The following is a 17873-nucleotide window of genomic DNA, read 5'->3' as shown; positions in this document are numbered from 1 at the left end:
TGGCATGGCCCTGAACGACACCCGCAACGACACCCGCACCGACACCCGCACGGAGGTCGACGTGGTGGTGGTGGGCGCCGGCGTCACCGGTCTCACCGCGGCGTACCGCCTCGAGCAGGCCGGCCTGGCGGTGGCGGTGCTCGAGGCCCGCGACCGGGTCGGCGGGCGGCTGTTGACGCAGGACGTCGACGGCGTCCGGCTCGAGGTCGGCGGGCAGTGGGTCTCGCCCGACCAGACCGCGCTGCTCGGTCTCCTCGACGAGCTCGGCCTGGAGACCTACGCGCGCTACCGCGAGGGCGAGTCGGTCTACATCGGCATCGACGGCGTGCGCCGCACCTTCGCGGGCGCGACCTTCCCGGTGCCGGCCGCCACCGAGGCCGAGGTCGACCGGCTCACCGCCGTGCTCGACCGGCTGGCGGCGCAGATGGACCCGCTGGAGCCGTGGCGCCACCCCGAGGCCACCGCCCTCGACAGCATCTCCTTCGAGCAGTGGCTGCAGGAGAACACCGACGACGCCGAGGCCCGCGACAACGTGGGGCTCTACATCGGCCCGGCGATGCTCACCAAGCCCAACCACTCCTTCTCGGCGCTCAGCGCGGTGCTGATGGCGGCGAGCGCCGGCAGCTTCAGCCACCTCGTCGACGCCGACTTCATCCTCGACCGCCGGGTCGTGGGTGGGCTCCAGGGCGTGCCGCTCGGGCTGGCCGCCCGCCTCTCGGTGCCGCCCAGCCTCTCCTCGCCGGTCACCTCGATCACCTACGACGACGCGGGAGCCCGGGTGGCGACCGCCGGCCGCTCGATCGCCTGCCGCCACGTGCTCGTCGCCGTGCCACCCACCCTGGTCGGGCGGATCGGCTTCGACCCGCCGCTGCCCGCGCTGCACCAGCAGATGCGCCAGCACCAGTCGTTCGGCATCGTGATCAAGGTCCACCCCACCTACGAGCGGCCGTTCTGGCGCGACGCCGGCCTGTCCGGCACGGCGTTCAGCCCCTACGCACTCGTGCACGAGGCCTACGACAACACCAACGAGGACCTCGCCGGGCACGACCCGCGCGGCACCCTGGTCGGGTTCGTCTCCGACGTGCGGGCCGACCGGCTGCTGGGGCTGCCCGAGGCCGAGCGCCGCGAGCTGGTGCTGGCGTCGCTGGCCGGCTACTTCGGCGAGGAGGCACGCCACCCGGTCGCCTACTACGAGAGCCCGTGGATGCACGAGGAGTGGACCGCCGGCGCCTACGCCACCAGCTTCGACGTCGGCTCGCTCACCCGCTACGGGCCGCTGCTGCGCGAGCCGGTCGGCCCGATGCAGTTCGCCACCAGCGACGTCGCCGGCCCCGGCTTCCAGCACGTCGACGGCGGCATCCGGATGGGCGAGGCCGTCGCCGAGCGGATCCTCGCCGAGCGCGGCTGACCCGCGGAGCCGTGCGCTCGGTGCGTGGGACCATGGGTGGGTGCCCGACGACGCCCCAGCCCGCCGCGGCCGCCCGGGCTACGACCAGCAGACCGTGCTCCGCCGGGCCGTCGAGCTGTTCAACACCCAGGGCTACGACGCCACCAGCGTGGGCGACCTGGCCCGCCACCTCGGCGTGAGCAAGTCGGCGATCTACCACCACGTCAGCAGCAAGGAGTCGCTGCTGGCCGCGGCCCTCGACGAGGCGCTCGACGCCCTCACCGCCGCCGTCGACCGGGCCACCGCCGTCGACGACGGGGACCGGCGCGGCGCGCTGGAGCGGCTGCGCGCCGTGGTGGAGGAGTCGGTCACGATCCTGGTCGACCAGCTCCCCGCGGTCACCCTGCTGCTGCGGGTGCGCGGCAACAGCGAGGTCGAGCTCGCCGCCCTGGCCCGGCGCCGCGACCTCGACGACCGGCTGGCCGGGCTGGTGCGGGCCGCGGTCGAGGAGGGCTCGCTGCGCGACGACCTGTCCCCCGACCTGATCAGCCGGCTGCTGTTCGGCACCGTCAACTCGGTCGTCGAGTGGTACCGCCCGGGCGGGCCGGTCGGCGCCGCCGAGCTGGGCCGGGCGATCGCGGCGCTGGCCTTCGAGGGCCTGGCGGCGGGGGCGACGGGTCAGGCGTCGAAGTCGACCGTGACCCGGTCGCCCGCCGGGTAGGACTGGCAGGTGAGCACGAACCCGCGCGCCAGCTCGTCGTCGTCGAGGGCGTAGTTGCGGCGCAGGTCGACCTCGCCGGCCACCACCCGGGCCCGGCAGGTGCCGCAGACCCCGCCCCGACAGGCGAACGGCAGGTCGTGGCGGGTCACCGCGGCGGCGTCGAGCACGGTCGTGGTGCGCGCGGCCGTCGTCGTCGTGGTGCGACCGTCGAGGACGACGGTCACCTCGCTCACCTCCCCCTCGAGCACCGCCTCGGACCGCACCAGCGGGAGCGGCGGCTCGTCGACGTGGAAGAGCTCGGCGTGCACCCGCTCGGGTGCGACGCCGAGGTCGGCGAGCACGGCCCGGGCGTCGGTGACCATCCCGAGCGGCCCGCACAGCCAGGCGTGGTCGAGCCCCGCGACCGGCACCAGCGCGGTGAGCAGCCGGTGCAGCCGGTCGGCGTCGAGCCGCCCGGAGAACAGCTCGACGTCACGCGGCTCGCGGGAGAGCACGTGCACGAGGTCGAGCCGCGGGCCGTGCCGGTCCTTGAGGTCGGCGAGCTCCTCGGCGAACATCACCGAGCCGGTCGTGCGGTTGCCGTAGACCAGCGTCACCCGGGCCTCGGGGTGCGCGAGCACGGTCGCAGCGATCGAGAGCACCGGCGTGATGCCCGAGCCGGCCGCGATGCACAGGTGGCGGCCGCCGGCGGCCGGGTCCGCGGCGAAGCTGCCGGTGGGGGTCTGCACCTCCACGACGTCGCCGGGCCGCACGTCGTGCACCAGCCACGACGAGAACAGCCCGTCCGGGATCTCGCGCACGCCGATCCGCGGCGGGGTGCCCGCGGGGGCGCAGACGGAGTAGGACCGGCGTTCCTCGCGGCCGGCCACGGTGCGCCGCAGCACCAGGTTCTGCCCGGGGGCGAACGCGTACGCCGCGCGCAGCTCGTCGGGCACCGCGAACGTGATCGCCGCGGCGTCGTCGGTGAGCCGGGCGACGGCCGCGACCGTGAGCGGGTGGAACGTCGCGCGCCGGCGGGCGGCCGGGGGTGCGGCGGTCGGCGCGGCAGCCGGGGCGGAGGTCACTCAGATCTCCTTGACGTGGTCGAAGGGCTCCAGGCAGGCGGTGCACCGGTAGAGCGCCTTGCAGGCCGTGGACCCGAACTCCGAGGTCAGCTCGGTCGCCGACGACCCGCACCGCGGGCAGCGCACCGCCCGGCGGGTCGGCGCCAGGTCGAGCACCACCGGGCCGTCGACCCGTCGCGCCGGGCCGGGCGGCGAGATGCCGTGGTCGGCCAGCGCGCGACGGCCGCGCTCGGTGATCCAGTCGCTCGACCACGGCGGGTCGAGCGCCACGGCGACCCGCACCTCGGCGTACCCGTGGTCGTGGAGGGCGTGCACCAGGTCGTCGCGCATCATGGCCAGCGCCGGGCAGCCGGTGTACGTCGGGGTGATGGTGACCCGCACGGCGGCGCCGTCCTCCACCACCTCGCGCAGCACGCCGAGGTCGTCGAGGGTCAGCATCGGCAGCTCGGGGTCGACCACCCGGCGGGCGACCTCGAGGGCGGTCGTCACCAGCGCCCCAGCGGGTGGGCCCGGGCGACCACCTGCATCTCGGCGAGCAGCAGCCCCATCGCCTCGGTGTGCCGCCCGTCGCGGCCGGCGCCCCCGGCGACCTCGCCGACCGGCGGCAGCGCCGGGCGCTCGAGCCCGCTCGCCGCCAGCACCTGGTCGAGCACCGCCTCCACCTCGTCGCTCACCGACCCGGGGTCGACCCCGAACCCCTGCGCGGCCGCGGTCGCCTCGACCGGCGTGGTGCGCGACAGCTCGTCGCGGAACGGCCACACCCGCTCGAGCCCGGCCACCACCCGGCGACGCGACTCCTCGGTGCCGAGCGCGAGGGTGACGCACCACCGGGCCGCGTGGTCGCGGTGGTAGGCCACCTCCTTGACGCCCTTGGCCGCGATGGCGGCCAGCACCGGGTCGGCGCTCGCGGTCAGCCGCTGCAGCACCGCCAGCCGGTGGGTGGCGAACAGCAGCATCCGCGCCACGGTCACCGCGAAGTCGCCGTTCTCGCCCTCGACCAGCCGCACGTTGCGGAACTCCGCCGCGTCGCGGAAGAACGCCAGCGCGTCCTCGTCCGGCACCGGCGAGCCGGCGGGCAGCACCGGCACCACCCCGGGATCGACCACCGCCGCCCGGGCCAGCAGCAGCCGCGCCTGGCCGAGCAGGTCGAGCGCGACGTTCGCCAGCGCGATGTCCTCCTCCAGGTCCGGGGCGTTGCTGCACCACTGCGAGAGCCGGTGGGAGTGGACGAGCGCGTCGTCGCCGAGCATCAGGCAGTACGTCGCGAGCGCGTGCGGGTCGACGCCGACGGGCACCGGGGCGCCGACCCCCGCGAGCGCGTCGTCCGGCGCCTCGAGCCCGGCGCCGAAGGCCCACCGCGACTCGTCGCCGCCGGTGAGACCGTCGTAGACCGACTGGTGGTCGTCGTCGTGCACGGCCGGCCTCACATGTGGGGGACGTCGTCGGGGACCCGGTGGAACGTGGGGTGCCGGTAGACCTTGTCGGCGGCCGGCGCGAAGAACGGGTCCTTCTCGTCGGGGCTGGACGCGGCGATCGCGTCGGCGCGCACCGCCCAGATCGAGACCCCCTCGTTGCGCCGCGTGTAGACGTCGCGGGCGTTGCGCACCGCCATCTCGTCGTCGGCCGCGTGCAGGGAGCCGACGTGGACGTGGTTGAGGCCGCGCCGGCCGCGCACGAAGATCTCGTAGAGCGGCCACTCGGGGTCGACGGGGTGCGTCACGACGCGACCTCCTCCCGCTGCCGGGCGGCGAAGGCGGATGCAGCCGTGCGGACCCACGCCCCGTCCTCATGGGCCCGCCGCCGGTGGTCGATCCGCTGGGCGTTGCACGGGCCACCGCCGCGGACCACCGTGGCGAACTCGTCCCAGTCGGGCTGGCCGAAGTCGTGGTGGCCGCGCTCGGCGTTCCAGCGCAGGTCGGGGTCGGGGAGGGTCACCCCGAGGCGCTCGGCCTGAGGCACGGTCATGTCGACGAACTTCTGGCGCAGCTCGTCGTTGGTGTCCCGCTTGATGCCCCAGGCCATCGACTGCGCGGTGTTGGGCGACTCGGCGTCCGGCGGGCCGAACATCATCAGGGCCGGCCACCAGAACCGGTCGACCGACTCCTGCACCATCGCGCGCTGCTCGTCGGTGCCCCGCATCATCGTCAGCAGCAGCTCGAAGCCCTGCCGCTGGTGGAACGACTCCTCCTTGCAGATCCGGATCATCGCCCGCCCGTAGGGGCCGTACGACGTGCGGCACAGCGGCACCTGGTTGCAGATCGCCGCCCCGTCGACCAGCCACCCGATCGTGCCGACGTCGGCGAAGGAGAGCGTGGGGTAGTTGAAGATCGAGGAGTACTTCTGCCGGCCTTCGATCAGCTTCTCGGTGAGCTGGGCCCGGGAGACGCCGAGGGTCTCGCAGGCGGAGTAGAGGTAGAGGCCGTGGCCGGCCTCGTCCTGCACCTTGGCGAGCAGCGTCGCCTTGCGCCGCAGGCTGGGGGCGCGGGTGATCCAGGCGCCCTCGGGTTGCATGCCGATGACCTCGGAGTGGGCGTGCTGGGCGACCTGGCGGACCACGGTGGCGCGGTAGGCCTCGGGCATCCAGTCCCGCGGCTCGATCCGGTCGTGCCGCGCGATCGTCGCCTCGAACTCCGCCACTCGCGCCTCGTCGGTCATCCGTCCTCCCGGCGTCATTACCGACCAATCGGTCAGTAACCACTGTGGCACGGCGTGGTTCCCCGCGCAACGCCCCGTTGGTTGAGGAAGTTGCGCTAGCAACTGTCTCGAAACCCCCGCCGGCCGAACGCCCTCCCGTGGGCACGGGAGGGCTGTCGTCTCACCGGGTCTCGAGGCTCAGGCCTAGCGGCCATCGCACCTCGACCAGCGAGCAACGCTGGCGCTGGTTGAGGTGCGAGCGAAGCGAGCCTCGAAACCCGCGCACCCGAGCGCCCTCCGGTGGCAACGGGAGGGACCCGTCCCTCCTGAACCACCGGTGCTGCGCACCTGTGCTAGACCTGCCTCACCCCACCACCCGAGAGGCACCGCACGATGAACCTCCCCGACGACGCCGCGCTGGTCGTGGTCGACGTGCAGGCCGGCTTCGACGACCCGTGGTGGGGTCCGCGCGACAACCCCGGGTGCGACGCCAACATCGCGAGCCTCGTGGAGGCGTTCGCCGGATCGGGCCGACCTCTGGTCTACGTGCGGCACGACTCCACCAACCCGGCCAGCCCACTGCACCCCAGCAGCCCGGGCAACGCGTTCAAGCCGTACCTGGACGCCCACGAGCCCGACCTGCTGGTCACCAAGAGCGTCAACTCCGCCTTCCACGGCAGCCCGAGCCTCGACGCCTGGCTCCGCGAGCGGGGCACCACGACCGTCGTGGTGGCCGGGATCACGACCAACCACTGCTGCGAGACCACCGCGCGCGTCGGCGGCAACCTCGGCCACGACATCCGATTCGTCCTCGACGCGACCCACACCTTCGACCGCACCGGACCCGACGGCACCACGATGACCGCGGCCGAGCTGGCTCGCGCCACGGGGACCAACCTGCACGGGGAGTTCGCCACCGTGGTCACGACCGCCGAGGTGTGCCGGGCGGTGCGCGGTCCGGCCTGACCAGGTCGCCGCAGGACAACCCCCTCCGAGGCCGTGTCGATGGCCACACCCGCCTGAGACGCCGCTCAGGGTTGCGTCCGTCCTGACAGGACACCGTGCGCCGCAACGTCCTCACGGACGCTCATCCCCCACCAGGGGTCCGCCCGCCTTCAGACATGGGGAGGCGACGCGACCTCCAAGGAGCACTCATGGCCACGCACAACGCCGGCACCGCCGGTCTCGCCACCGCTCGGCGCATCAGCACCGAGACCAAGTCCGCCTTCAAGACCACCGAGATGGTGGCCTACGTCGTCGTCTCGATCGCCATCCTGATCGCCTCGGCGGTCACCGACGGCGAGGACTTCGGGGCCCACGACGCCTGGTTCCTCGTCACGCTGCTCACCATCGGCTACCTCGTGAGCCGCGGCCTCGCGAAGTCGGGCAGCCGCGACTTCTACGACGACGAGCGCGACGACCACGCCCACGCGGGCGGTCGCTGACCGTCCCACCACGAAGCCCCCGTCCGGGTCACCGGGCGGGGGCTTCGCCGCGCGTGGCGGTGGTTCGGGGCAGGCGCTCAGCGGAGCAGGTTGAGCAGCACGGTCAGCACGACCGAGAGGGTCACCGAGACCAGGATCATCAGCAGGCAGCCCGGCCCCCCGCCGAGCGGTCGCACCCGGACGGCCATCAGCGCGCCACCCCTCGGGTAATGCTGCCGGGCTGGGGGCTGGTGCGGGGCTGGCGCATGGGGTACCTCCGGGGTCGGGCCGCGGTGGCGACCGGTGCCGCCGCGGTACCCCGGCTGCCGGGCGGGACACCCGGCGGAGCCGCACCCACGTTGCGGTCCCGGCCTTCCGGGTACTGCCTCCCATGGCGCGGACTCGGGGTCGACCAGGCGTCGGCGTCCGCGCGCACACAGGGGGGAGCAGGCGTTGAGCGTCGCGGGGATCGGGGGCACCGCACCGGCGGCGTCGCCGCACGACCTGGACCCGGCCGGCACAGCAGCGGTCGACCGGGTGGTGCAGCAGCTGCTCGAGCGCCGCGGGCGGGTGCTCGCCGGCGTCGGCACCGAGCTGGAGCTGCTGTCGGCGACGCTGCTGGCCAGCGGCAGCGGCGGCAAGCGGCTGCGCGCGGCGTTCTGCCTGTGGGGCGCGCGGGCGGCGTCCGGTGGTCACGACGTGGCCGGCGCGACCGAGGCCGCGGCGGCTCTGGAGCTGTTCCACCTCGCCGCGCTCGTGCACGACGACCTGATGGACCACAGCGACGAACGGCGGGGCCGGCCCACCGTGCACCGGGTCTTCGCCGACGACCACCGTCGGCGCGGCGGGGCGGGCGACCCCGACGACCACGGCGCGGCGGTCGCCGTGCTCGCCGGCGACCTGTGCCTGACCTGGTCCGACGACCTCATGGCCGACGCCGTCGCCGCGGCACCCGCGACCGGTGCCGCGGCCCGCGAGGTCTGGTCGATGATGCGCGACGAGGTGCTGGCCGGCCAGTACCTCGACGTGCTGGGGCAGACCGGCGTGCGCACCTCGGTCGACCAGGTGCGCCGGGTGCTGCACTACAAGAGCGCCAAGTACACCGTCGAGCACCCGCTGCTGCTGGGCGCGACCCTGGCCGGTGCACCGGCCGCGCTGGTCGCGTCGCTGCGCGAGCTCGGCCTGGCCGTCGGCGAGGCCTTCCAGCTGCGCGACGACGTGCTCGGTGTCTTCGGCGACCCGGGCCGGACCGGCAAACCGGCGGTCGACGACGTGCGGGAGGGCAAGCGCACGATGCTCGTCGCCCACGCCCAGGAGCGCGCCACCCGGACCCAGGCGCGGGTGCTGCGTCGCCACCTCGGCGACCCGGCCGCGACGCTGGCCGGGGTGGCCGCCGTCCGCGAGGTGCTGGTGGCGACCGGCGCCCTGCGGCGCACCGAGGACGCGATCGAGGAGCTGGTCGAGCGGGCCCACGACGTTCTCGACGGCCTCGACGTCGACGACCGCTCGCGACACGCGCTCGCGTCGCTCACCGACGCCTGCGCCTGGCGAGCCGCATGACCAGCGGCCCGGGTCCCGGGACGGGGTGCGGCTGCACCCCGCGGCGCCCCCACCAGACCCACCACATCATCGACCAGGTCACCAGGCCGAACCCGAACCAGAAGTCCTCGACCGGGGCGTGGCCGATCCGCCAGCCGAGGATCGCGTCGTCGTCGTACCGGAACACACCGCGCGAGGTGAGCCACTCGTTGGTCAGGGTCTGGAAGAACAGCACGATCGCGTACGCCACCCAGAACGCCCGCCGGGTCAGCAACCGGGTGCGCAGCACCCACAGGTCCAGCACCACCGTGACCGCGACGGCGAGCAGCGACGCCTCGGTGTGGGTCACCGACCGTCCTCCGCACGCCCGGACGGATCGGGCTCGTCGCCGATCGACCAGCCGCGCACGCTGCGCACGGCCTCCAGGGTCATGACCGACGCGATCGGCACCACGACGAAGAACAGCCACTCCTCCAGCGGCAGGTCGCCGGGGAGGGCGACGCCCAGCGTCTGGCTGGTGTCGAAGTGCCAGTGGCCGGCCGCGGTCGCGGCGAGGTCCCAGAGCGCGAACGGCAGCCCGGCGCACAGCAGCACCAGCGCCAGCCGGCGCAGCCGGGCGTACACCCGGGTGCGCAGCAGCACCTCCAGGGGCAGGGTCGCGACGACCACGAAGACCAGCATCGCGACGTACGTCAGCTCGCGCATGACCCCATCCTTGCGCGCCGCCGGGCGACCCGGGTCCGGGCGGCGCAGGCGAGGGGCGACGCGGTGAGCGGCGGCCGGCTGGGTCGCGAGGCCTCGGGGCTGCTGCGGCGCACCCGGGCGCGGCTGCGCGACCGCGACCTGGCCGCGGCGGCGGCCACGCTCACCTACTACTCCGCCATCGCGGTGGTGCCCTGGCTGCTGCTGGCGGTGTGGACGACGGCCTGGAGCCGGGGCGCCGACGGGGCCGAGCGGTGGCTGGCCGAGCTGCGGGTGCTGGTGCCGCCCGACATGGGCGGCCGGCCGTCGTACGACCGGCTCGTGCACGCCGGCACCCACCTAGGCCCGGTCGGCGCGCTGGTGGTGCTGCTGCCGGCGTCGTTCTACGGCGAGGGGCTGCGCCGAGCGGGGCTCGCCCTCGACCCCCGGCCCGACCGGTTCACCGGGTGGCGGGGCCGGCTGCTCGTGATGGTGCCGGTGGTGCTGCTGCCGCTGATCGCGGGGGCGTTCTTCGCCGTGGGGCACGCCCTGGCCCCGCTAGCGCCCGAGGGCGGCGGTGGCGGGGCCGGCGACCTCGTGGTCCGGATCGTCGTCGGGTTCACCACGGTCTGGCTGCTGCTGTCGGTGCCGCTCGCCTGGAGCTTCCGCACCGTGCTCCCGGGCCGGCCGCGCTGGTGGGTGGCCGCGGTCGGCGCGCTGGCGACCGGCTCGTGCCTGGCGGGGTTCCTGCACGGCTTCCAGCTGTTCCTCTCGCTGCCGGTCGACGTCGGCATCCCGTTCGGCCAGCTAGACGTCGTCGGCGGCGTGGTGGCGGTGGGTCTGTGGCTGTACGTGCTGCACGTCTTCGTGCTGCTGGGCTGGACCGTCACGCGTGCGCTCGACGACCGCGTGGGGGCGGGGACGGCATGAGCGGGCCCGTGGAACCGACGGTGGTGGACCTCCGGGTGTGGGGCGTCGAGCGGGTGCTGCCCGCCGTGGCGCGGGTGGCGCGGCAGCGTCGCCGGGTGCGTCGGGCGCCCGGGTTGGTCTTCGCCACCCTGCTCGGCACCGGCCGGGCCCGCACGTTCAGCCCGCGCGACGCCGACCCCCACCACTGGGCGCTGCTGACGACCTGGTCCGACGCCACCGCAGCCGACGCGTTCGCGGAGTCCGAGCCGGTGCGGGAGTGGCAGCGCGACGCGACCGAGGAGCTCTGGGTGCGGATGCGGCCGCTCACCAGCCGCGGCCGGTGGTCGCGCCGCGACCCGTTCCCCGCGCTCGACCCCGGCCCGTGGGACGGCCCGGTCGCCGCGCTGACCCGGGCCCGGCTGCGCGCGACCCGCGCGGCGTCGTTCTGGCGGGCGGTGCCACCGGTGGCGGCCCAGCTCGCCGGCGCGCCCGGGTCGCGGCTGGCCCTCGGCATCGGGGAGGCACCGGTCGGCGTGCAGGGCACCTTCTCGCTGTGGTCCGGTGCGGACGACCTCACCGCGTTCGCCTACCGTCCGGGCGCCCACCGCGAGGTGGTGCGCCGCACCGAGCCCGCCCGGTGGTACGCCGAGGAGCTGTTCGCGCGGCTCGCGGTGCTCGAGGTGCACGGCAGCCACGACGGGGTCGAGCCGTGACCGCCCTCGAGCACCACGCTCCGCCGACCGGGCTCCGCGTCGCCAGGGCGGCTCCGGCGGCCCTGCTGGCCGCGGCGGTGCTGGTGCAGATCTGCTTCCCGTTCACCGACGGCGGCACCCTGCCGCTGACCGCGGCCAGCGTGGTGCTGCTGGCCGGCGCCGCGGTGCTCGACGCCGCCCGCCACCACGGCCCGGCCGTCGCGGCGGTGCTGCTCGTCGGGGTGGGCGGCACCGGGCTGGTGGCCGAGGCGGTGGGGGTGCGCACCGGGCTGCCGTTCGGCGACTACTCCTACGCCGGCACCCTCGGCCCCGAGGTGCTCGACGTGCCGGCGCTGGTGCCGCTCGCGTGGGTGATGATGGCCTGGCCGGCGCTCGCCGTCGCCCGCCGACTGGTCGGCTGGCGCGGACGGGTCGCCACGGTGCTGGTGGGGGCGTGGGCGCTCACCGCGTGGGACGTGTTCCTCGACCCCCAGATGGTCGACCTCGGCCACTGGACCTGGGCCGACCCCACGCCGGCGCTGCCGGGGGTGACCGGCATCCCGCTCACCAACTTCGCGGGCTGGCTGGTGGTCTCGGCGCTGGTGGTGCTGCTGCTCGACCTGGCCGCCCGGCGCGACCCCGCCGGCCCCCGGCCCGCCGGCGACGGGCCTGCCGGTGACGCCGTGCCGCTGGCGGCGTACCTGTGGACCTACTTCTCCTCCGTGCTCGCCCACGCGGCGTTCTTCGGCCGCCCGCCCGTGGCGCTGGTCGGCGCGCTGGTGATGGGCGCGCTCGCCGTGCCGCTGGTGGTGGTGCTGCTGCGCGAGCGGGCCGCGAGGGCGGCGCGGTGACCCGCTCCGGCGTCGTGGTGCGCACCGGCACCGCGCTGGCCCTGGCCTCGCTGGCGCTGACCGTCGACAACGCCCGCCGGGTGCGGCGGCCCGACGCGGGAGCGACGCCCCGGCCGGAGTCGCTGGCGGTGCTGGTGCCGGTGCGCGACGAGGCCGCGAACGTCGAGGACTGTGTGGCCGCGGCGCTGAGCGCCCTCGACGCGTGGCCCGGCCCCGCCCGGCTGCTCGTGCTCGACGACGGCTCCACCGACGGCACCTCCGCGCTGCTGCGCCACCTGGCCGCCCGGCACGACCGGCTCGAGGTGCTCGCCGGTGCGCCCACCCCGGCCGGCTGGCTGGGCAAGCCCTGGGCCTGCCACCAGCTGGCCCGGGCCGCCCGCCCCGCCGACCTGCTCGTCTTCCTCGACGCCGACGTGCGGCTGGCCCCGCACGCGCTCACCGCCACCGGCGCCCAGGTGCGCGACTCCGGCCTCGACCTGGTCTGCCCCTACCCCCGCCAGCTCACCTCCGGCGTCGCCGAGCGGCTGGTGCAGCCGCTGCTCCAGTGGTCGTGGATGAGCACCCTGCCGCTCGGACCGGCCGAGCGGTCGTCGCGCCCCTCGCTCACCGCCGCCAACGGCCAGCTGCTGGCGGTCGACGCCACGGCGTACGACCGGGCCGGCGGCCACGCCGCGGTGCGCGGCGACGTGCTCGAGGACCTGGCGCTGCTGCGCGCGGTCAAGACGAGCGGCGGGCGCGGCGTCGTCACCGAGGGCAGCACGCTCGCGACCTGCCGGATGTACGACGGGTGGCGCGCGGTCCGCGCGGGCTACGGCAAGTCGCTGTGGGCGGCGTTCGGCGGTCCCGCCGGGGCGGTGGGGGTGCTCGGGCTGCTGGGGTTGGCGCACGTCGTGCCCGCAGCGGCCGCGCTGCGCGGTTCGCGGGCCGGCGCGATCGGCTGGGCGGCCGGGGTGGCCTCGCGGGTGGTGGTCGCGCGGACGACGGGCGGCCGCGCCTGGCCCGACCCGCTGGCCCACCCGGTCTCTGTCGTCGCCCTCGCGCTGCTCACCGGCGACTCGCTGGTCGGGCGGCGCCGCGGCCGGCTGCGCTGGAAGGGCCGGGCCGTGGAGGCGGGCCGGTGAGCCGGGTCGTCGTGGTGGGGGCCGGCGTCGGTGGCCTGGCGGCCGCCGTGCGGCTCCAGGCGCGCGGGCACCGGGTCACCGTGGTCGAGCAGGCCGACGAGGTGGGCGGCAAGCTCGGCACCCTCGTGCGCGACGGGTTCGTCTTCGACACCGGGCCGTCGCTGCTCACGCTGCCCCACCTGCTCGAGGACGTGTTCGCCGACACCGGGGCGCCGCTGGCCGACGTGCTGCCGCTGGAGCGGCTCGACGTCGCGTGCCGCTACACCTTCCCCGACCGCACCGTGCTCGACCTGCCCGGTCGCCTCCAAGAGGTGCCGGCCGCCCTCGACGCGGCCCTGGGCGCCGGCGCCGGCGAGCAGTGGGCGGCGTTCCTCGACCGCGCTCGCCGGATCTGGGACGTGACCCACCGGCCGTTCCTCGAGTCCCCGGTCACGCTGCGCGACCTGCTGCGGCTCTCGCGGCGGGTCGACCACGTGGGGGTCGTCGCGCCCTGGCGCGACCTGCGCAGCCTGGGCGCCCGCTACCTGCGCGACCCCCGACTGCGGATGCTGCTCGACCGCTACGCCACCTACAGCGGCTCCGACCCCCGGCGTGCACCGGCCGCGCTGGCCACCGTGCCCTACGCCGAGCAGGCGTGGGGCTCGTGGTACGTGCCCGGCGGCCTCGGCCGGATCGCCGCCGCGCTGGTCGACCGGCTGCTGCTGCTGGGCGGCGAGGTGCGCACCGGCGCGCTCGTCGACGAGATCACCACCGGCTCCGGCCGGGCCGACGGCGTGCGGCTCGCCGACGGGCGGCGGCTGCCCGCCGACCTGGTGGTCGCCAACGCCGACGCCCACCAGGTCTACGGCCACCTGCTCGACCCGGCGGCGCCGCGGACCCGCCGGGTGCGCACGGCGCTGCGCCGCACGGTGCCGTCGGCGTCGGGCCACGTGCAGCTGCTCGCGCTCGCCGACCCGCCCGTCGACCAGCCCCACCACCACGTGCTGTTCGCCGAGGACTACGACAGCGAGTTCGACGCGGTCTTCGGCCACCGCGGCCCACCCCGGCCGGCGGAGCGCCCCACCGTCTACGTCTCCGCACCGCACGACCCCGCCGTGGTGCCGCACCCCTCGGCCGGGGCCTGGTTCGTGCTGGTCACCGCGCCCCGCCACGACCCCCACCGGGGCACCGACTGGGACGCCCCCGCGCTGTCGTCGTACGGCGACCGGGTGCTGGACCTGATGGCCGAGCGCGGTCTCGACGTGCGCGACCGGGTGCGCCGCCGCACCACGCTGACCCCGGCCGACCTGGCCCGGCGCACGCTGACGCCGGGCGGGTCGATCTACGGCACGTCGTCCAACGGCGCCCGGGCGGCGTTCCTCCGGCCGGGCAACGCCTCGCCGGTGCCCGGGCTCTACCTCGTGGGCGGCTCGGCCCACCCGGGCGGCGGGCTGCCGCTGGTGCTGCTCTCGGCGCGGATCGTGGCCGACCTGGTCGGCACCGCCTGAAGCCCGCGGCGCACCCCGACCAGCAGGTGCAGCGCGGCGAACGTCGCCAGCGCGAGCCCGATCGCGCCGCTCGCCGTGGCGATCACCGCCCCGTCGACGCCGGGCAGCACGTCGAGGCCGGCGCGCCGGGCCCACCACTCAGCCGCGACCAGGGTGGTGGCGAACGCCGGCACGATCACCCGCGACGGCCGCTCCCACACCGTCACCGCGCCCGGGCCGTCGAGCCCCGCGGCCTCGGCGGTGGCCCGCGCCGACTCGAGCAGCAGCGTCACCACGCCGAGCAGCACGCCCAGCCACACCGGGGCACCGAGGACGACCAGGGTGAGCACGAGCAGCAGGTCGCTGCAGCGGTCGGCGAGGCCGTCGACCACCCGGCCCCAGGCCGAGTCGCGCCCGGTCTGCGCGGCCAGCGCGCCGTCGACGCCGTCGAGCACCGCGGCGACCACCAGCACCGGGGTGGCCAGCAGCGGCCAGGCCGCGCCCCGGTCGCTGATCGCCGGCACCGCCGCGGTGAGCGCCACGCCGGCCGCGGTCACCAGGTGGGGGCTGGCGCCCGCCCGGGCCAGCGGCCGGGCGCAGGCGTGGGTGAGCCGCACCCACCCCGAGACCCAGGCCGAGGCCCGCGGGTCGAGGCCGCCGTGCAGCCGCGACCAGTGGTCGTACGCCGCCTCGCGGTCGGTCACGCCGACACCGGTTCCGCACCCACCGGCGGCTCGGCGACCGGCCCGACGGAGCGGTCGCCACGCAGCCGCTTGAGCACCAGCTCGGCGCTGATCAGGCACATCGGCAGCCCGATGCCCGGCACCGTGCTGGCGCCGGCGTAGTAGAGGCCGGCCACCCGGCGCGAGGCGTTGCCGGCGCGGAAGAACGCGCTCTGGCGCAGCACGTGCGCCGGCCCGAGGGCGGTGCCCATCCAGGCGTGCAGGTCGGTGACGAAGTCGCCCGGGCCCACCGTGCGCCGCAGCACCACCCGCTCGGCCAGGTCGGGGATGCCCGCCCAGTCGGCCACCAGCGCGACCGCCCGGTCGGCCGCGGCCTCGACCTGCTCGTCGCCGGTGCCGTCGAGGCCGCCGCGGCCCAGCCCGGGGTCGGCCGGGACGGGCACCAGCACGAAGAGGTTCTCGTGGTCGGGCGGAGCCACCGTGGTGTCGGTGGCCGAGGGCCGGCACACGTAGAGCGACGCTGGGTCGGGCACCCGGGTGGGCCGCTCGAAGATCGCGTCGAAGTTGGTGCGCCAGTCGCGGGTGAAGAACAGCGAGTGGTGGGCCAGCTCCGGCAGCGCGCCGCGCACACCCAGCTGCACCAGCACCGCACCGGGTCCGGCGACCGCGCGGTCCCACCACGACTGCGGATAGGTCTGCAGCGGCTCGGGCAGCAGCCGGGTCTCGACGTGGTGCAGATCGGCCGCGCCGACCACCACGTCGGCGGCGAGCACCCGCTCGCCGTCGGCGTCGCGCCAGCGCACGCCGGTGACCTCGGCCCGACGGCGGCCGGGCCGCGGCCGGCCGCGCGGCACCGGCCGGGTCTCGATGGCCACGGCCTCCGCGCCGGTGTGCACCCGCACGCCCCGCGCCTCGGCCAGCGCCCGCAGCGCCTCCACGAAGCGGGTGAACCCGCCCTCGGGGTAGCGGACGCCGTCGGCGAGGTCGAGCCAGCTCATCAGGTGGTACATCGCCGGCGCCCGGTCGGGCGAGGCGCCGAGGAAGACCGCGGGGTAGCCCAGCACCTGGCGCAGCCGCGGGTCGGTGAACGAGCGCGCCACGTGGTTCTCCAGGGAGCGGGTCAGCAGGCCGGCCAGCCGCGGCCCGTGCGCGAGGACCCGGCGGCCGGCGTACGCCGCGACGCTGTCGAAGCTGGTGTAGAGGAACTGCTGGACGGCCAGGTCGTAGACCTCGCGGGCCGAGGCGAGGTAGTCGTCGAGCCGGGCGCCGGCTCCGGGCTCGACCCGCTCGAAGAGCTCCCGGTTGCCGGCCTGGTCGGCGGCGACGTCGAGGTGCTCGGGCCGCCCCTCGAAGAACACGCGGTAGCCGGGGTCGAGGCGGCGCAGCGTGAGCTGCTCCTCGGTGGTGGTGCCGAGCAGCCGGAAGAAGTGGTCGAAGACGCCCGGCATCAGCCACCACGACGGGCCGGTGTCGAAGCGGAAGCCGCCGCGCTCCCACGAGCCGGCCCGGCCGCCGACCTCGTCGTTCTTCTCCAGCACCTCGACGTCGTGGCCGTCCTGGGCCAGCAGCGCGGCGGTCGCCAGTCCGGCGACCCCACCTCCGACGACGACCACCCGCGCCGCCGTCGTGGTCACGACGCGGCCGCCCAGGAGTGCTCGACCGGGGCGGGCACCGGGGCGCGCCGCGGCCGGCCGCCCCGCAGCGCCGCGCCCGCCAGGAGGCGGACCTTGACCGGGTCGGGCACCCGCACCCGCCGGTGCGGGATCTCCGAGGCCGGCGTGGCCCGCAACCGGGCGGAGAGCTCGGCGAACAGGTCGTGCGCCGCGCAGACCGCGATCCGGCTCCCCACGGGGAGCCCGGGCACGGCCTCGGCGGCCGCGGCCAGGTCGGCGTCGATGTCGTCGAGCCACGCGTCGCGGTCGGCGGCGGTCATCCGCTCGGGGTCGAGGCCGGGCAGGTAGTGCCGGCCGAGGCCGTCGACGTCCTCACCGAGGTCGCGCAGGAAGTTGATCTTCTGGAACGCCGCGCCCAGCCGCTGCGCGCCCGGCGCCAGCTCGTCGTAGCGGTCGTGGGGGCTTGCCTCGCCGGCGACGAACGCGCGCAGGCACATCAGGCCGACAACTTCGGCCGAGCCGTAGACGTACGCCGCCAGGCTGGCCCGGTCGTGGGCGCGGCGCTCGAGGTCGGTGCGCATCGAGGCGAAGAACGGCGTGAGCAGCCCCGGCTCGATGCCGCAGGCGGCCGCGGTGCGGGCGAAGGCGTGGACGACGAGGTTGCTGCTCGAGCCGCAGTCGAGGGCGTGCAGCGTCTCGGCCTCCAGGGCGTCGAGCGCGTCGCGCCGGTCGGCGGTGCCCTGCTCGGGGCGGGGGGCGTCGACGACCTCGTCGGCCACCCGCACCAGGGCGTAGACGTTGCGCACGTGGGTGCGCACCGGCTCGGCCAGCAGCCGCGAGGCCAGCCCGAACGACGACGAGTAGGCCCCGATGACCAGGGCGGCGCTGGCGTCGGCGACTTCGTCGTAGGCGAGGTGGGGCGAGTCGGCGACGGCCCGACCCGAGGACGACCAGGGGACGAACATCAGGCGCGGCGCACCGCGACGCGGGCGGGATCGGGCTGGGCGGGCATCACGTCTCCTGTCCGGCGCGCGGACCCGGCGCCCTGGCAGGTCAGGTACCCGGCGTCGGGCCCGTCAAGACCCCCG

Annotated in this window: 20 protein-coding genes; 10 read left to right on the top strand and 10 right to left on the bottom strand. The window is 75.9% G+C overall.

The features are described from left to right. Nucleotides 1-4 precede the first annotated feature (4 nt). Nucleotides 5-1408: an NAD(P)/FAD-dependent oxidoreductase gene (locus JT721_RS04985; RefSeq protein ID WP_205471820.1), complete on the top strand. Its 1404-nt coding sequence runs from the start codon at nucleotides 5-7 to the stop codon at nucleotides 1406-1408. A gap of 40 nt (nucleotides 1409-1448) precedes the next feature. Then, nucleotides 1449-2108, top strand: coding sequence for a TetR/AcrR family transcriptional regulator (locus JT721_RS21625; protein WP_205471819.1), 660 nt, complete (start codon nucleotides 1449-1451; stop codon nucleotides 2106-2108). Here JT721_RS21625 and paaE read toward each other — a convergent pair. The 5 genes from paaE to paaA are packed head-to-tail and all read right to left on the bottom strand — an operon-like array spanning nucleotide 2066 to nucleotide 5827. Next, nucleotides 2066-3172, bottom strand: coding sequence for a 1,2-phenylacetyl-CoA epoxidase subunit PaaE (gene paaE, locus JT721_RS04975; protein ID WP_205471818.1), 1107 nt, complete (start codon nucleotides 3170-3172; stop codon nucleotides 2066-2068). The genes JT721_RS21625 and paaE overlap by 43 nt on opposite strands. Continuing rightward, a complete protein-coding gene (gene paaD / locus JT721_RS04970; RefSeq protein WP_205471817.1) occupies nucleotides 3173-3661 on the bottom strand; it encodes a 1,2-phenylacetyl-CoA epoxidase subunit PaaD in 489 nt (162 codons plus the stop codon). Then, complete coding sequence (gene paaC / locus JT721_RS04965; RefSeq protein ID WP_307827891.1) at nucleotides 3658-4587, bottom strand: 1,2-phenylacetyl-CoA epoxidase subunit PaaC; 930 nt, start codon at nucleotides 4585-4587, stop codon at nucleotides 3658-3660. The genes paaD and paaC overlap by 4 nt, the downstream gene beginning before the upstream one ends. An 8-nt stretch (nucleotides 4588-4595) precedes the next feature. Further along, nucleotides 4596-4892, bottom strand: a complete 297-nt coding sequence (gene paaB / locus JT721_RS04960) for a 1,2-phenylacetyl-CoA epoxidase subunit PaaB (protein ID WP_205471816.1) — start codon at nucleotides 4890-4892, stop codon at nucleotides 4596-4598. Further along, on the bottom strand, nucleotides 4889-5827 hold the full coding sequence (gene paaA / locus JT721_RS04955) for a 1,2-phenylacetyl-CoA epoxidase subunit PaaA (RefSeq protein ID WP_205471815.1): 939 nt from the start codon (nucleotides 5825-5827) through the stop codon (nucleotides 4889-4891). The genes paaB and paaA overlap by 4 nt, the downstream gene beginning before the upstream one ends. A 372-nt stretch (nucleotides 5828-6199) precedes the next feature. Between paaA and JT721_RS04950 the strand changes: the two genes are divergently transcribed. From JT721_RS04950 to JT721_RS04940, 3 genes are all read left to right on the top strand, one after another. Further along, entirely contained in the window at nucleotides 6200-6772 is a 573-nt protein-coding gene (locus JT721_RS04950; RefSeq protein ID WP_205471814.1) for a cysteine hydrolase family protein, read from the top strand. A 188-nt stretch (nucleotides 6773-6960) separates the two neighbouring features. After that, a complete protein-coding gene (locus JT721_RS04945) occupies nucleotides 6961-7251 on the top strand; it encodes a hypothetical protein (RefSeq protein ID WP_205471813.1) in 291 nt (96 codons plus the stop codon). Nucleotides 7252-7683: 432 nt separating this feature from the next. Further along, a complete protein-coding gene (locus tag JT721_RS04940) occupies nucleotides 7684-8790 on the top strand; it encodes a polyprenyl synthetase family protein (RefSeq protein WP_205471812.1) in 1107 nt (368 codons plus the stop codon). Here JT721_RS04940 and JT721_RS04935 read toward each other — a convergent pair. Both JT721_RS04935 and JT721_RS04930 read right to left on the bottom strand, forming a co-directional pair. Further along, nucleotides 8759-9118, bottom strand: coding sequence for a lycopene cyclase domain-containing protein (locus JT721_RS04935; RefSeq protein ID WP_205471811.1), 360 nt, complete (start codon nucleotides 9116-9118; stop codon nucleotides 8759-8761). The two genes, JT721_RS04940 and JT721_RS04935, sit on opposite strands and share 32 nt — an antisense overlap. Beyond that, a complete protein-coding gene (locus tag JT721_RS04930; protein WP_205471810.1) occupies nucleotides 9115-9474 on the bottom strand; it encodes a lycopene cyclase domain-containing protein in 360 nt (119 codons plus the stop codon). The genes JT721_RS04935 and JT721_RS04930 overlap by 4 nt, the downstream gene beginning before the upstream one ends. Nucleotides 9475-9537: 63 nt before the next feature. On the opposite strand from JT721_RS04930, the gene JT721_RS04925 reads away from it, so the two are divergent. From JT721_RS04925 to JT721_RS04905, 5 genes are read left to right on the top strand one after another with little or no spacing between them, the layout of a single operon-like run. After that, the gene (locus JT721_RS04925) at nucleotides 9538-10380 is read left to right on the top strand and encodes a YhjD/YihY/BrkB family envelope integrity protein (RefSeq protein ID WP_205471809.1); all 843 of its coding nucleotides are present in this window, start codon (nucleotides 9538-9540) and stop codon (nucleotides 10378-10380) included. 8 nt (nucleotides 10381-10388) lie between these two features. Continuing rightward, nucleotides 10389-11072, top strand: a complete 684-nt coding sequence (locus tag JT721_RS04920; RefSeq protein WP_205471808.1) for a hypothetical protein — start codon at nucleotides 10389-10391, stop codon at nucleotides 11070-11072. Continuing rightward, entirely contained in the window at nucleotides 11069-11902 is an 834-nt protein-coding gene (locus JT721_RS04915) for a carotenoid biosynthesis protein (protein ID WP_205471807.1), read from the top strand. Before JT721_RS04920 ends, JT721_RS04915 begins: the two co-directional genes overlap by 4 nt. Beyond that, complete coding sequence (locus JT721_RS04910) at nucleotides 11899-13023, top strand: glycosyltransferase family 2 protein (RefSeq protein ID WP_205471806.1); 1125 nt, start codon at nucleotides 11899-11901, stop codon at nucleotides 13021-13023. The genes JT721_RS04915 and JT721_RS04910 overlap by 4 nt, the downstream gene beginning before the upstream one ends. Continuing rightward, the gene (locus tag JT721_RS04905; RefSeq protein WP_205471805.1) at nucleotides 13020-14510 is read left to right on the top strand and encodes an NAD(P)/FAD-dependent oxidoreductase; all 1491 of its coding nucleotides are present in this window, start codon (nucleotides 13020-13022) and stop codon (nucleotides 14508-14510) included. The genes JT721_RS04910 and JT721_RS04905 overlap by 4 nt, the downstream gene beginning before the upstream one ends. Here the strand turns inward: JT721_RS04905 and JT721_RS04900 are convergent. From JT721_RS04900 to JT721_RS04890, 3 genes are read right to left on the bottom strand one after another with little or no spacing between them, the layout of a single operon-like run. Beyond that, the gene (locus JT721_RS04900; RefSeq protein ID WP_205471804.1) at nucleotides 14417-15193 is read right to left on the bottom strand and encodes a CDP-alcohol phosphatidyltransferase family protein; all 777 of its coding nucleotides are present in this window, start codon (nucleotides 15191-15193) and stop codon (nucleotides 14417-14419) included. The genes JT721_RS04905 and JT721_RS04900 overlap by 94 nt on opposite strands. Next, nucleotides 15190-16806 (bottom strand): phytoene desaturase family protein, encoded by a 1617-nt coding sequence (gene crtI, locus JT721_RS04895; protein ID WP_205471803.1) that lies wholly within the window; start codon nucleotides 16804-16806, stop codon nucleotides 15190-15192. Before crtI ends, JT721_RS04900 begins: the two co-directional genes overlap by 4 nt. Further along, on the bottom strand, nucleotides 16803-17750 hold the full coding sequence (locus JT721_RS04890) for a squalene/phytoene synthase family protein (RefSeq protein ID WP_205471802.1): 948 nt from the start codon (nucleotides 17748-17750) through the stop codon (nucleotides 16803-16805). Before JT721_RS04890 ends, crtI begins: the two co-directional genes overlap by 4 nt. Nucleotides 17751-17873 lie beyond the last annotated feature (123 nt).

Origin of the sequence: Nocardioides sp. SYSU D00038, assembly GCF_016924665.1 — a bacterium.
Classification (GTDB): Bacteria; Actinomycetota; Actinomycetes; order Propionibacteriales; family Nocardioidaceae; genus Nocardioides.
Note: the sequence above shows the minus strand (reverse complement) of the source record. Positions and strands in the feature narration are given on the sequence as shown.

Coding starts and splice junctions, on each gene's coding strand:
- JT721_RS04930 (WP_205471810.1), bottom strand. CDS start 9,474: ATGCGCGAGCTGACGTACGTCGCGATGCTGGTCTTCGTGGTCGTCGCG.
- paaA (WP_205471815.1), bottom strand. CDS start 5,827: ATGACCGACGAGGCGCGAGTGGCGGAGTTCGAGGCGACGATCGCGCGG.
- JT721_RS04890 (WP_205471802.1), bottom strand. CDS start 17,750: ATGTTCGTCCCCTGGTCGTCCTCGGGTCGGGCCGTCGCCGACTCGCCC.
- JT721_RS04945 (WP_205471813.1), top strand. CDS start 6,961: ATGGCCACGCACAACGCCGGCACCGCCGGTCTCGCCACCGCTCGGCGC.
- JT721_RS04985 (WP_205471820.1), top strand. CDS start 5: ATGGCCCTGAACGACACCCGCAACGACACCCGCACCGACACCCGCACG.
- JT721_RS04950 (WP_205471814.1), top strand. CDS start 6,200: ATGAACCTCCCCGACGACGCCGCGCTGGTCGTGGTCGACGTGCAGGCC.